The organism is Bradyrhizobium huanghuaihaiense (assembly GCF_025200885.1).
Taxonomy (GTDB): Bacteria; Pseudomonadota; Alphaproteobacteria; order Rhizobiales; family Xanthobacteraceae; genus Bradyrhizobium; species Bradyrhizobium huanghuaihaiense.
The window spans coordinates 7,653,214-7,666,056 of sequence record NZ_CP104172.1 but is presented as its reverse complement, the minus strand read 5'-3'; the positions used below and the strand labels follow the sequence as shown (position 1 = coordinate 7,666,056).

At 62.0% G+C, this 12,843-nt stretch carries 10 protein-coding genes and 2 pseudogenes; 7 read left to right on the top strand and 5 right to left on the bottom strand.

Annotated features, from left to right (window positions below; translation table 11 throughout):
* The first annotated feature begins 62 nt into the window (after window positions 1-62).
* The 3 genes from ku to N2603_RS36095 all read left to right on the top strand — a co-directional run bounded on the left by ku (window position 63) and on the right by N2603_RS36095 (window position 2,949).
* Window positions 63-986 (top strand): non-homologous end joining protein Ku, encoded by a 924-nt coding sequence (gene ku, locus N2603_RS36105; RefSeq protein WP_260385888.1) that lies wholly within the window; start codon window positions 63-65, stop codon window positions 984-986.
* 521 nt (window positions 987-1,507) lie between these two features.
* Window positions 1,508-2,458, top strand: a complete 951-nt coding sequence (locus N2603_RS36100) for a sensor histidine kinase (protein WP_260385887.1) — start codon at window positions 1,508-1,510, stop codon at window positions 2,456-2,458.
* Between the two features lie 320 nt (window positions 2,459-2,778).
* Window positions 2,779-2,949 carry a hypothetical protein gene (locus N2603_RS36095; RefSeq protein WP_260385886.1) on the top strand — a complete coding sequence of 57 codons (171 nt, stop codon included), beginning with the start codon at window positions 2,779-2,781 and terminating at the stop codon, window positions 2,947-2,949.
* On the opposite strand, the gene N2603_RS36090 is transcribed toward N2603_RS36095, so the two are convergent.
* On the bottom strand, window positions 2,946-3,212 hold the full coding sequence (locus N2603_RS36090) for a hypothetical protein (RefSeq protein ID WP_260385885.1): 267 nt from the start codon (window positions 3,210-3,212) through the stop codon (window positions 2,946-2,948). The genes N2603_RS36095 and N2603_RS36090 overlap by 4 nt on opposite strands.
* A 186-nt stretch (window positions 3,213-3,398) precedes the next feature.
* On the opposite strand from N2603_RS36090, the gene N2603_RS36085 reads away from it, so the two are divergent.
* Together N2603_RS36085 and N2603_RS36080 are read left to right on the top strand one after the other, a co-directional pair.
* Window positions 3,399-3,899: a hypothetical protein gene (locus N2603_RS36085; protein WP_260385884.1), complete on the top strand. Its 501-nt coding sequence runs from the start codon at window positions 3,399-3,401 to the stop codon at window positions 3,897-3,899.
* 470 nt (window positions 3,900-4,369) lie between these two features.
* A pseudogene (locus tag N2603_RS36080) lies at window positions 4,370-5,023 on the top strand (ArdC family protein); the annotation flags it as partial.
* A gap of 82 nt (window positions 5,024-5,105) precedes the next feature.
* Here the strand turns inward: N2603_RS36080 and N2603_RS36075 are convergent.
* The 4 genes from N2603_RS36075 to N2603_RS36060 form a co-directional block, all read right to left on the bottom strand.
* Window positions 5,106-6,098 (bottom strand): site-specific integrase, encoded by a 993-nt coding sequence (locus N2603_RS36075; protein WP_260385883.1) that lies wholly within the window; start codon window positions 6,096-6,098, stop codon window positions 5,106-5,108.
* The gene (locus N2603_RS36070; RefSeq protein WP_260385882.1) at window positions 6,095-7,039 is read right to left on the bottom strand and encodes a tyrosine-type recombinase/integrase; all 945 of its coding nucleotides are present in this window, start codon (window positions 7,037-7,039) and stop codon (window positions 6,095-6,097) included. Before N2603_RS36070 ends, N2603_RS36075 begins: the two co-directional genes overlap by 4 nt.
* On the bottom strand, window positions 7,036-8,262 hold the full coding sequence (locus N2603_RS36065; RefSeq protein ID WP_260385881.1) for a tyrosine-type recombinase/integrase: 1,227 nt from the start codon (window positions 8,260-8,262) through the stop codon (window positions 7,036-7,038). Before N2603_RS36065 ends, N2603_RS36070 begins: the two co-directional genes overlap by 4 nt.
* 237 nt (window positions 8,263-8,499) lie before the next feature.
* Complete coding sequence (locus tag N2603_RS36060; protein ID WP_260385880.1) at window positions 8,500-9,852, bottom strand: serine hydrolase domain-containing protein; 1,353 nt, start codon at window positions 9,850-9,852, stop codon at window positions 8,500-8,502.
* Window positions 9,853-10,128: 276 nt separating this feature from the next.
* Here N2603_RS36060 and N2603_RS36055 point away from each other — a divergent pair.
* Both N2603_RS36055 and N2603_RS36050 read left to right on the top strand, forming a co-directional pair.
* Window positions 10,129-10,446 (top strand): annotated as a pseudogene (locus N2603_RS36055) (zincin-like metallopeptidase domain-containing protein); the annotation flags it as partial.
* Window positions 10,447-10,549: 103 nt separating this feature from the next.
* Entirely contained in the window at window positions 10,550-12,667 is a 2,118-nt protein-coding gene (locus N2603_RS36050) for a ParB/RepB/Spo0J family partition protein (RefSeq protein WP_260385879.1), read from the top strand.
* Window positions 12,668-12,843 lie beyond the last annotated feature (176 nt).

Here is a 12,843-nt window from a genome sequence, read left to right as displayed (position 1 = left end):
TCGGAACGGCTCTGCCTCGTTCGTCTTGAATCCAGGCCGCCTCGAACCGGAGTTCTGCGTACATGGCCCCCCGAGCTAACTGGAAAGGGTTCCTGCGTCTCTCGCTAGTGACGTGCCCCGTAGCCCTCTACCCGGCGACGTCGGAGAGCGAGAAGATCTCCTTCAACCAGCTCAACCGCCAGACCGGTCACCGGATCAAGTACCTGAAGGTCGACGCCGACACCGGCGACGAGGTGCCGAACGAGGACATCGTGAAAGGCTATCAGCTCGAGAAGGACCAATTCATCGAGGTCACGAAAGAGGAGCTCGAAGAGATCGCCCTCGAATCCACGCGGACGATCGAGATCGACGAATTCGTCGACAAGTCCGACATCGACCCGCGCTACCTGATCCGCCCGTACTACATCCGGCCGGACGGCAAAGTTGGCCACGACGCCTTTGCGGTGATCCGCGAGACCATCCGCGAGATGGACAAGGTCGCGATCGGGCGCGTGGTGCTGACCAACCGCGAGCACATCATCGCGCTCGAGCCGATGGACAAGGGCCTGGTCGGCACGCTGCTCCGCTACCCCTACGAGGTGCGCAGCGAGCAGGAATACTTCGACGAGATCCAGGACGTGAAGGTCACCAAGGACATGCTCGATTTGGCCAAGCACATCGTCAACCAGAAGGCGGGGCGGTTCGATCCTGAGAAGTTCGAGGACCACTATCAGACTGCGCTGATTGACCTCATCAACCAGAAGCGCGCCGGCAAACCGATCACGCCGAAGTCGAAGCCCGCAGCGACCAACGTCGTCAATCTGATGGAGGCGCTGCGCCGATCCGTGGGCAAGGAGGCCGCGCCAGCGAAGGCTGCCAACCCGGCCAAGAAGCCGCGCAAGGCGACAGCCGGCCAGAAGGAAATGCTGATGTCGATCGAGGGGAAGAAGCCGGCGAAGGAAGCGGCGGCGAAAAAGCCGGCCAAGGCGCAACGAAAGTCGGCGTGAAATTCGAGACACCAGGGGATTGGAACGAATGGGTTCGCGAAGCGTCGAATCCATGCCCCCGGCTCCCCAAAAGCCCCGCCGGGGGAAAACCTACCCCCTAGGTTGGCGGTCCGAACGCGCAACATAGCGCAAGGACCGTTTGCGCCCAAAGGAGGGAGCAATCGCACATCGGACCGAAGGACGCCGACCGCGGCCGAACGGGAAGCGCGCAAGGTGTTTCGCGACACGAGCGCGACGGCACCGGTCTCCGAGCATGAACGCGACCAGCAGGCATTCCATGCAAACCGGGAGCGCCTGAAGGCGGAGCGCTTGGCTCGCGAAGCGGTAGAAAAGCAGAGGCCAAAGTCCTGAGACGCCGAATACGCGTCCCGGTTTTCGGCCGGCGATCGGACATCGCTCATGAAAGGCCAGCAACCGCTGCCTTAACGCCACCAGATTCATTGCGCTTGCCAGGGTCACACGGGGGTGGGCACATTATGCGTCGGCAACGGGGAACCGCATCTGCTTACGGCTTGGACCCCATGAATAGGCTCTACCCATTGGTTCTGGAGCACAGGCTTCCGAGCCTGGTCCGGTACGGCATTTCCGCGAGCATCATGGTGGCGTGCGCCGTGCTGCAGATGGCGCTCCAGATGCAGACCGGCGCGCCGGGGTATTTCCTGCTGCTGCCCGGCGTGTTTCTCTCGGGTCTGATTTTCGATCGCGGCTCCGGGATCTTCGCAGCGCTCATCGCGGTCGGCGTCGGGGCCTATCTCAGCTACGCCGGCGGCTTCGGCCTCGATTTCCTCGCGACGAATTCGCTCTTCGCGATCACTGCGGCCGGGACGGCGACCGTCGCCGAATTCCAGCGCGCCGAGCTCCGGCGCGTCATGCTGGCGGACCAGACCAAGGCCGTGCTGCTGCAGGAGATGGCTCACCGGACCAAGAACAATCTGGCCATGCTCAGCGGGATGATCCGGCTCGAGGCAAGACACGGCGGGCCGGAGGTCGCGGCCGCGCTGGAGGCAACCGCGCGCCGGCTGCAGGTGATGGCCGAGGTGTACGACCACCTCTCGCTCAAGGAGGACTCGCGCTCGGTGAATATGCGCTACTTCCTGACCGAGGTGGTCGAGAAGGTCTTTCAGTCCCTGGCTCCGTCCGGGCCGGTCGCCTTCAAGGTGATCTGTGAGGACATTCACTTGCCGAACAGTCATGCTCTCGCGATCGGCATGATCGCGAACGAGCTCGTCACGAACTCGCTGAAGTATGCGTTTCCCGGCGACAAGCCGGGAAGCGTCCTCGTCTCTTTGTCGAAAGGCGACGGCATCGAACTATCGGCGTCCGACAACGGCGTCGGCCTTCCCACCGGCACCGACCCAGGTGGATTGGGTTCGCGCATCGTCCAGCTCCTCGCCCAACAGCTCGATGGCGAGATCGCATACGAGCGGTTGGACCCGGGATTGCGGGTCAGGGTGCGGGCGCATCCGCGTTAGCGTGACGTGGGGCTCTCTTGGGAGGCACCGAGCCGATCGAGCAGCGGTTTCAGGGACGGAGGAAGTTCCTTCTCGGCGGGCATCCAAAGGCGCAGCCGCTCGCCGATTTCGGCCGCGATGGCGCAGCCGTCGCGATCATACCTTGGCCTTCCTGGGGAGGTTGCCGGTTTCGCTCTGCTCGGGATCTTCAGAATCAAGCCCGTGCCTTGGCGCGAGCTTAGCGGGCGCCGCAGGATGTCCGCCGTCGCCCAGGCCGGCCCCGGATTCCTACGGTCGCATTGATGCGTGATCGTTTACCATCCGCGATTATATTTCGGCTTATGGACGTCGAGTACGACCCCGAGCACGAGGCGGCGATCGCGGCGATGACGCTCGCCGCCGAAGCCGATGGAGCCGAACGGCAGAGATGGATCAACGCCGCACTGGCGTGGATCGAACTCACTCGCCTGCAGGTGCCGTTCGGCCGCGAGCCGAGAGAAGAGACGGCCTAGCCCCCGGACGAGCACTCCGGACAGGAATCGCCGATCGAATCCAGAACATCGCGTACCTCGGCGATGGCCTCCTCCGGAGAGAATCCGGTTGGCGGATCCTGACGTGCGATGTCGAAGGCCCGCTCGCGGGCGTGCGGGTCGCCACGGTCCTGCATCCACCCGTGCTCCTCGCATTCGCGGATGGCTCCGGCTACCTGCAGCACCGAGATCGCCCAGGCCCGCAGCGTCCGGGTCGCGGGGCGCCTTTCCTTTAACATCAGCATCGAAATCGCTCCTTGGCCTTCGACGAATCCTTGTCGGCCGCCGTGCGTTCCGCGCTGCTACCACAGCCCAGAGATTCGAAATCGCCGCGGCTACGCTTTTCCACGTGTTCCCCGCTGCGCCGACCGAGGAACAAGGTGTCCCTGCACCCATTGAATCGACGAGTGCGAGTTGCGTGGAGTTGGCCGATGACCGCGGAAAAGCAGGTGATGGAAGCCGTCGGGCGGGCCCAGGCCATCCTGGCGCGCTACCTGGAGCCGGGCGAGCGGGACTGCGAGCGCACGGTCAACGACCTTCTCGACGTTCTCGATCGCGACGAGGTCGTCGCTGCGGTGGAGGAGCTCGAACGGCGCGGCGAGGCCGTCGGCGAGCTGAGGCGGCTTCTCGATCGAAGTTCACCTTCCTGGAGCTCTCCGCCCCGAAATGCGGCCGACCCCGACCTACCGCCGATGCCGCCCGAGAAGCGTCCGCAGGATCCGGGCATGGACGGCAGCGACATGCGCTTCGAGGGCTACCGCGTGGAGACCAGAGAACACGCCGGCGAGTATCCCGATACGATGCCACAGGTCATCGAAGTCACCGACGCCGAGGGCCGGAAGGCGGCATACGTGCCGCTCAGCCGCGACGGCAAGATCGTCGAGAGTTCAGCGGTCGTGGACAAGCTCAAGCAGTGCGGCGACAGGGACTGAGACTTAGGCCGCAGCGGGCTGGTCCTCCTTCACGCCGCGGGCGCCCCGCTGTCTTTCCTGACTACAAGGCGCGTGCGGCCAGGGCCGCACCGGGCTCTCGTGAACCGAGCCGCCCAGCGTCTCGGCCTTACGGCTTCGATCCCTCGCGCAAGAGCTTTGGTGCTCCTCGCCGGGGGCACTCGGGAAAGGGGCTCGCCTGCGGCGATCGCTATCACTGCCCCGTTCCCGGGTGCCGCTGTTGAACCGGTCTCGTTGCTGCACTCGGACCCGCGTGCCCCTTCGGGTCGCTATGCTCACGCTCTCCGGGTGCCATTTTCCGTTGAGGCGATGCGCCGCTGGCGCACGCCTAATCGGGCCTGCGGCCCTCAGGCAAATTGCGAAGAGGCTGAGAGTAAGAGTGCAGGCTGGTTTTTCCGTGACGGGTTACAAGCTGCGAGAGAGGCTCGCGGTGCCCGCCGCGGAGATTCGCGATGTCAAACCCTACTGCTCGCGCGCGCGCCGGCCAGGACCGGGCGAACCTCTACAACGAAATCACCGGCAAGATCATTGCTGAGCTCGAGGCCGGACGCGTCCCCTGGGTTCAGCCCTGGGGCACGGCCGCGGCGAAAGCGCCGCTGGCCATGCCGAAAAACGCGTCGACTAACCGGCAATACAGTGGGGTGAACATCCTTATCCTCTGGGGAGCAGTGATCGAACGCGGATTTACAGGTCAAAGTTGGCTCACCTTTCGTCAGGCCCTCTCGCTCGGCGGCCACGTTCGCAATGGAGAGCGCGGCACCACTGTCGTCTACGCTGATCGTTTCGTGCCGAATGATGAAAGGCGACGCGCCGCAGAGACTGGCGAAGACGCGCAGGCTATTCCGTTTCTCAAGCGGTTTACCGTTTTCAACACCGATCAGTGCGCAGATCTGCCTGACGAGATTGCCACTGCTGCGCCCCTACCGCCGGCGGGCCTGATCGAGCCAACTGTCGAGGCCCTGATCAAGGTTAGCGGAATTCCGTTTCGGATCGGTGGAGATCGCGCATTCTATTCAACAGCCGAAGACTATGTTCAGGTCCCGCCGCCGCAGGCCTATTTCGAACCCATCAACTGGCACCGCACGGCGTTGCATGAACTCGGTCATTATGCCGTAAGTCGGATTATGCCGCATGGCCGAGTTTGGCGGCGGTTACGCCTGCTCTTGGCCATGCGGCGGTTCGGCATAATCAGAGCGCTTCGAGGAAGGCGAGCAGTTCGTCGCTGGGACGATACCGCCCGGGATGCATTTCTGGACTGGCGACCTGCGAGAGTGCCTTTTCCTTCAGCCTCATGTCGGCGTGGATATAGATCTGTGTTGTTTCCACGGACTCGTGCCCGAGCCATAGCGCGATCACGGATTGGTCAACGCCGTGATGGAGCAGCTCCATCGCCGTACTATGGCGCAGCGTGTGCGGCGTGACGCGTTTGCCAGCGAGGCGCTGGCAGGCTCGCGATGCCGCTAGGCAATGCTTGCCAACCAGATGTTCCAAAGCATCACGGCTGAGCCGCTCGCCCCGGATCGATGGGAACAATGGTCCGTCGCTGTCAAGGCGTTCGCCTATCCAGGCCTGGATCAGCTTGGCCGTGTCACGACGAAGAGGCGTGCTGCGTTCTTTCCGCCCCTTGCCGATGCACCGGATATGAGCCCCCGTGCCGAGGATCACGTCCTTGCAGCGCAGGTGGATCAATTCGGACGCCCGCAACCCGGTCTGAAGTGCAAGCACCAGCAGGACGTGATCACGCCGGCCCACCCACGTCTTTCGATCCGGCGCGGCCAGCAGCGCCGCTATCTCCTCAGCATCAAGGAACGTCACGCTCCGCTTCACGTACCGCTTGTTCGGCATTGAGAGAATGCGCTGGCAATGAAGAAGGCAGCTCGGGTCGGTCAATGCAACGTAGCGGAAGAACGAGCGGATAGCGGCAAGACGCGTATTGCGGGTGCGTGCCGTGTTGCCTCGCGCCGTTTCCACATGGGTCAGGAAGTCGGCGACAAGATCAGCGTCGAGATCTTCGATCGTCAGTTTCGTGGGTGGCTTTCCACGCCGTGAACTTGCATACCGGATCAGCAACCTAAATGTATCGCGGTAGCCAGCGACGGTATGGCGGCTCGCTTCCATCTGCGTGCCGAGCCGATCGGTGAAGAAGCGCTGGATCAGCGCGGGGAAGTTGGTCGCCTTCATCGGGTTTCCGCCTCCACTGCCGCGCCTGTTATCCGAGCGGAGGCCAGCTCCAGCAGTTCCGGGACCGCTTCGAGATACCAATAGGTATGGGCGGGGTTCGCATGACCAAGCCATGTCGTGAGCTTGATCATCTCGCGGCCGACGTCTTTGCCCGACCGATACCAGCTCAGCATGGTACGCACCGCGAAGGTATGGCGAAGATCGTGGATGCGTGGTCCACGGCCGTGCCGAAGATAAAGCTGCGGCTCTCGCAGCCCGATCTGCTGGCATACATGCGCGAAGTTGTACCGCGCACCGCAATCGCCAAGACGATGCCCCTCGCAGGTCACGAAGAGTGCTTCCGGCCTGCGCCCGAGCAGTCGGTCCCGCTCGCGGCCGTAGCTTTCCAGCCGCTGCACGACGCTTGGGTCCAGCGGCAGCAACCGTTCCTTGCCGAGCTTGCCCTGCCGGACATGAAGCACGCCGGATTCGACATCGAGATCGGCAGGGTCGAGACCGAGAGCTTCGCCGATCCGAAGTCCGGTCACGGCGACAAGGCCGAAGAGCGTCGAGCACGTCAGGCCACGCATGCCGTAGACCGATGGCAGAGTCCGCGCATGCTCGATGATCGCAACGATTTCGGCCTCACTATAAATATATGGATGCACGCGTTGAACGCGACCGGGCACCAGTCCCCGGGGCGGGGCTTCATGCTTGGGGTCTATGCCATGCAACCATTCGGCAAATTGGCGAGCTACTCTGAAGCGTGTTGCCCGGGTTCCGGTACTGGCAGAGGACAAGCTCTCGAGCCAGCGCATGATCAGGTTGGTATTGACGTACTTCATTTCATCGCGGTCGGCGAAGATAGCGAAGCGACGTAGTATCCGCTCATCCGTGCTCAGATCGGCGCCGAGCTGTCTTCTGACGGTCAGGTAGCGGTCGAGTTCGGCAAGGAAGCTCATCGTGCCACCTCCGCGACCGGCCAAGGCTGGGCGATGGAACGCAGGCCATCCGTGTCAAGCTTCGCGTAGATCATCGTCGTCGCCCGCGATCGATGCCGCAGCAGATCGCCGATCTCTTCCAACGAGGCGCCGGCGCGAACCATGTTCGTCGCCAGGCTGTGGCGCAGAACATGCGATCCCACGTAGGGTGTCGGCGGCTTCACGCCCGTCGCCGCGAACGCCTCCTTCAATATGGCGTTGATGACCTGGCTGTCCTTGAACGGGCGGTTTGGCGCCCGATGCGTCACGAACAGCGTGCGCGTGCGCGTGGTCGTTGAGGTTCGCTCCTCCTGTAGATATCGGATGATCGCTTCGCCGACGTCTGGCGGGATCGGCAGCCGGTCATGGCGCTGCCCTTTTCCACGAACGAGAAGCTCGCCCGAGCGCCAATCGATGTCATCCAGTTGGATAGCGATAACCTCCGGCGCGCGCAGGCCAAGGCGGGCCATCAGCAGCAGCATTGCGTAATCGCGTGCGCCGTGCCGCGGATTGGTGCGCACCGAGGCCAGAACAGCCTCCACCTCATCAAGCGACAGATAGCGAGGGAGCCTTGCGCCCCAAGGTTTGTGGGCCCTGGGGACGCAGAGCGACAAATTTGTCGTCGTGAGGCCCTGTGCGAACAGATACTGGAAGAAGCTGCGAAGATGAGTTGCCGGTGTCTTATCGCGGAATGGGCGCTTGCGTGAGAGAAGGTGCTCCATGAACGCCACGACATCCCGGGCGTTAAGCGCCGGCAGATCGAGCACATGGTCGCCGAAGCGATGATGGAGAAAGCGATCCGCGAACCGGAGCACGTGATAGACGGAGCGAGGGCTGAGGCCGCGCTGCCGCAGAAGATAGGTTTCGAAGTTGCTCAGCAGTTCGTGACGTTCGGCCTGCGAAGGCGTAAGCGGTGGTCGGCTCGCCACTCCTATCTCGATGAGATGCAGGACGAACAGCCTGGCAAGATTGGGAACCTTGATCTGGCTCTTCGGTGTGATCGGCAACCGCCGCCCCAGCGCGACAGCAAGGTCTGGCGTCAACGTCGACGGCACAATGCTCTCGGCTTCGAGCAAGCGGCCGAAGCGTCGAAGCAGGTAGCGATAGTTCGCCAAGGTCTCTGGCTTGTAGTTCCTTGAAGAAAGACTTTCCTCGAATGATACGAAGTAGGGATCGAGGCAGGTAATCTTGTCGGATATTTCCATTTCTTGTGCTCCATGTTGTTGGAGCAACAAACTTCCCATCAAAACCTCGATATGTAACTAGCCATCGGCGTTCCCGCGCTGAGGATCAGCGCAAGTGGCAGGGCCGCCGCTTACAGAAAGCCCGATGTGCCGCAAAAGTCGGCCGCAAATCGCCGACTTTCGCGATGGATTTTTGCGACACGAATTCTCTTTAGATTTGAGGGGGCTTAGATTTGAGGGGGCGATCTGCCGTGAAACTTAGGATTTTTGCGACGCCGCGGCAATCGCCTGAAGTAGTTTCGCTGTGCTGTAACCGATATCTTCCCGCGTCAATCCCATGCGCAGGATCACCAGTTTACGCGAGGGGATGATCGCGATCACCTGACGCAGGTGCCCTTGCATCATGAACGTGTCGGCTGGAAGTCGGAATCCCTGGCCCGGCCCCAACCAAAGCTGTCCGCGACCGTAGACCGGGCCATGTCCCTCTTCGGAAACCAGCACAGGCGAGCGCATGTAATCGACGAAGCCCGCCGGCAAAAGCTGTTCGCCGTTCCACTCTCCGTTCAGGCGCAGGAATTCGCCGAAACGCACCCAATCATGCGCATTAGCGAAGAGAAAAGCTTCACCAAGGAATGTACCTGAAGGGTCGGCTTCGAGAACGGCGCTGGTCATGCCCAAAGGCTTGAACAATCGCTCCTGCGGATAAGCTCGCGCGTCCGCTCCAACCGCGTTCTGCCAGAGCCGGGCCAATAGGACGGATGACCCCCCGGCATAGTTGAACTTCGTTCCAGGCGGGGCGACGAGCGGTCGATCCCTCGCGAAGGCCGCTGCATCCTTTGCGAGATTCTCCAACCCGTCAGGGTCGGGAGAATCGCCAGCTTCACTCCATTTCAATCCGCTCGTCATGGCCATCAAATCGGCCACGGAAATGTCCGCACGCGCGTCGCCGGCCCACTGCGGAAATAAGTTCTGTCGATCGAGCGAAAGCTTTCCGTCCTTGATCGCCATGCCGGCCAGGGCAGCGTTTACGGTCTTCGTCATCGACCAGCCCTGCAAGGGCGTCGAAGCGCTAAACCCTTCGCCATAGGTTTCAGCGACGATGCGCCCGTCCTGAACCACGACGATCGCGCGCATGCCGGGCCCTTGGAGAGCCGGATCGTTCAGCGCTGCCAGCAAACGCTTGTCTTCGGACAATTGCACCCTCTCGCCGGCCGGCCAGAGCGCATCAGGCTTTGCCGGACGTGAAGGCGGCGCGGCGCGATCGGGGATTTCGTCCTTCGAGACCAGCGTGCAACCGCGTCCGTCCTCATTTTGGGCGTCGCGTTTGGCGAAGAGGCCGCGAAATGCCACTTCGACACGCTGGTTGGCGGGGTCCACCGAGATTTTCAGACGGTTGGCGACATGAGGGAGCGCAAACGCTACATCGCTTCCAATGACGGAGGCCGCGTCGCGTTTGGCAATGAAGACGTTCGAACAAACCATTTTTGCCGCAACGGCCGATGCCGATAGAAGTCCATCGGGCGGGCTGAAGGTTAGCCAGCCGATTATCCCCGAAATCCCAATCATTGTAATTGCAACAACAAAAAGGAATAGTTTCTGGACGCGCCGCATATTTCCCGACCTTCCAATATCCTAAAAGAACTGTCGCGAAATTCCCGATTAAAGCGACGATTTTGAATCCGACTTCAGCTACGTTGCAGAATAGCGAATTTTGCAACGGCTTCAATGTCAGCAAAGAAAGGCCTCTCGGAACGATTATGCGTTTCGTATAGTTGGCGCGATTATGCCGACTGTCAGCGCATTGACGACGTCCAATTCCAACGGCCTTCTCGAAAATTCGGCATAATCCGGCTTACGGCATAATGGCCATTATGCCGATATCGGCATAACGGTCATGCGACCGGGCATCCCTCACGCCTCAATCGCGACCAGAGCGGATCCTACGGTACGAAGAAATATGCCTTCGAAGAACTGGTCGCTGAGTTGAGTGCCGCCTTCAGCTGCGCGTCGCTCGGGATCGTCCCGACCGTGCGCCATGCCGACTATATCGGCTCCTGGCTCGAAGTCCTGCGCGAAGACAATCGAGCCATCGTGCGTGCCGCCTCGCAGGCGAGCAAGGCCGCAGACTATTTGCTCGACTTCGTTCCAGGGTCCATTCAGCCCGCGTTGCTGGACTCGGTTGTTGCCGGTCACAAGGCTACGTGATGCTCGGCCTCGTGGCCGCGCGAGAGTGAGAGGAGGTGAGGCTGTTCGCGACGGGTTGGAAGCCGAGAGAGAGTCTTTCGGCCGCCCGTCGTGGAGAGCCAAAATGACGAAAGCCGTACAAAAGATCACGCTGTCGCCTTCCCGGGACATTCCCTTCAACAAGCTCGTACTCAGCCAGTCGAACGTTCGCCGCGTCAAGGCCGGTGTCTCGATCGAGCAGCTCGCCGAGAGCATCGCGCAGCGTACACTTCTGCAAAGTCTGAGTGTCCGGGCCGTTGTTCATGCAGATGGCAACGAGACCGGCATGTTCGAGGTGCCGGCGGGCGGCAGGCGCTATCGCGCTTTGGAACTCCTGGTGAAACAGAAGCGCATGTCCAAGACGCAGGCGGTGCCGTGCGTCGTTCGAGAAGGGGGCATCGCCGAGGACGATTCGGTGGCGGAGAACGACGAGCGGGTCAGCCTTCATCCGCTTGATCAGTTTCGGGCCTTCCAGACCCTCCGCGACCTCGGCATGAGTGAGGAAGACATTGCCGCGCGCCATTTCGTGAATCCTACGATCGTCAAGCAGCGCCTGCGCCTGGCGTCGGTCTCGCCGAAATTGCATGACGTCTATGCCGAGGACGGCATGACGCTTGAGCAACTCATGGCGTTCTCGGTCACAGCCGATCACGCCCGCCAGGAGCAAGTCTGGGAGAACGTCAGCCGCTCCGGATATGACGAACCTTACCAGATCCGGCGCTTGCTTACCGAGAACACCGTGCGCGGGTCGGATCGTCGGGCCCAGTTTGTGGGCCTCGATGCCTATCAGCACGCGGGTGGCGGCGTTCTGCGCGATCTGTTCGAGCACGACGACGGCGGCTGGCTGCAGGACGTCGTGTTGCTCGACCGCCTCGTAACCGAAAAGCTCAAAGCCGAAGCCGAGACCATTGCTGCCGAAGGCTGGAAGTGGATTTCAGTCGCCGTAGAGTTCTCCTACGGTCACAGTCAAGGCCTGCGAAAAATCGAAGGCAAACCTGTCGATCTCTCGCCTGAGGAGCAGGCCACCATCGATGCCCTGAATGCCGAGCAAGCCAAACTTGAATCCAACTATCAGGATGCCGACGAATTGCCCGAAGAGGTCGATCAGCGTCTCGGCGAAATCGAATCGGCGCTGGCGGCGTTCGAAGATCGGCCGATGCTCTACGATCCGACCGAGATCGCCCGAGCTGGTGTCTTCATCAGCATCGATTCCGAAGGACGCCTTTCGGTGGACCGGGGTTACGTCCGGCCAGAGGACGAGGCGCCGGCAACTGATCCTGATGTCGGGCAGGGCGCCGATGCGTCGTCGACCGAAGGTCAAGAAGAGAGCCCTTCTGTCCAGCGCACGGTGATCGCGGTTGCGGGTAGCGCTCCTGATGCCGAGGAGGATGATGAGGACGCCGCCAGGCCTCTGCCGGATCGGCTCATCACCGAGCTGACGGCGCATCGGACCCTGGCATTGCGGGACGCGTTGGCAGAAAATCCTGCGATCGCGTTTCAGGCGGTGCTGCACAACTTCGTGTTGACGGCCTTTTACCGGTTCGCATCGTCCGGAAGCTGTCTTGAGATCGGACTTCGCACGCCGACCTTTCCCGCTCATGCTCCGGGGCTGAGGGAAAGTGTCTCTGCCAAAGCTGTCGAGGCGCGGCATGAGGCCTGGAAGGCTCGGTTGCCGAAGAGTGAGAACGATCTCTGGGATGCGTTGACGGCTCTCGATGGTGGTGCACAGGCGTCGCTGTTCGCCCACTGTGCGTCATTTGCGGTCAATGCCGTCTACGAGCCGGCCAACCGCTACAATCAGGGCCGCGTCTCCGCCCACGGTGTCCGCACGCGTCTGGACCAAGCTGATGTGCTGGCGCGCGCGCTCGGCCTCGACATGGTCGAGGCTGGCTGGAGACCGACCGTCGACAACTATCTCGGCAGGGTCACCAAGCCTCGCATCCTCGAGGCGGTGCGGGAGGCCAGGGGTGAGTCGTCGGCTCAACTGATCGACCATCTGAAGAAGGCCGACATGGCCAAAGAGGCCGAGCGTCTGCTGGATGGCTCGGGCTGGTTGCCGGAGCCGCTGCGTCTCGTCGATCCCGCTGCAGTGCCAGTGGCGCAGGAGGGCGAAGCGGGCCCGCTGCCGGAATTCCTCGACGACGACGAGGATCAGGAGAACGTCAGCGACGAGGATGCGCAACAGCTGGACGCTGCTGAGTGACGTCACAGTGCGGGGTGGCTCCGGCTGTCCTGCGTTGATCGGGGACCGGTGCACAGCGCCGGTCCCCATTTTCTTGCCAAGGTCTGAGAGGGAGAGGCTGGCCGGGAAGGGTTTGAGCCGTCCGGTCCAAGGAGAGCGCCTGATGGTTCGAGCCATTCCTGCTCTCTGAAAGAAAT

Bases quoted from the DNA above. Each gene is read 5' to 3' on its own strand.
- N2603_RS36090 (WP_260385885.1), bottom strand. From the start codon at position 3,212: ATGCTGATGTTAAAGGAAAGGCGCCCCGCGACCCGGACGCTGCGGGCC.
- N2603_RS36075 (WP_260385883.1), bottom strand. From the start codon at position 6,098: ATGAAGGCGACCAACTTCCCCGCGCTGATCCAGCGCTTCTTCACCGAT.
- ku (WP_260385888.1), top strand. From the start codon at position 63: ATGGCCCCCCGAGCTAACTGGAAAGGGTTCCTGCGTCTCTCGCTAGTG.
- N2603_RS36100 (WP_260385887.1), top strand. From the start codon at position 1,508: ATGAATAGGCTCTACCCATTGGTTCTGGAGCACAGGCTTCCGAGCCTG.
- N2603_RS36060 (WP_260385880.1), bottom strand. From the start codon at position 9,852: ATGCGGCGCGTCCAGAAACTATTCCTTTTTGTTGTTGCAATTACAATG.
- N2603_RS36065 (WP_260385881.1), bottom strand. From the start codon at position 8,262: ATGGAAATATCCGACAAGATTACCTGCCTCGATCCCTACTTCGTATCA.
- N2603_RS36085 (WP_260385884.1), top strand. From the start codon at position 3,399: ATGACCGCGGAAAAGCAGGTGATGGAAGCCGTCGGGCGGGCCCAGGCC.
- N2603_RS36095 (WP_260385886.1), top strand. From the start codon at position 2,779: ATGGACGTCGAGTACGACCCCGAGCACGAGGCGGCGATCGCGGCGATG.
- N2603_RS36050 (WP_260385879.1), top strand. From the start codon at position 10,550: ATGACGAAAGCCGTACAAAAGATCACGCTGTCGCCTTCCCGGGACATT.
- N2603_RS36070 (WP_260385882.1), bottom strand. From the start codon at position 7,039: ATGAGCTTCCTTGCCGAACTCGACCGCTACCTGACCGTCAGAAGACAG.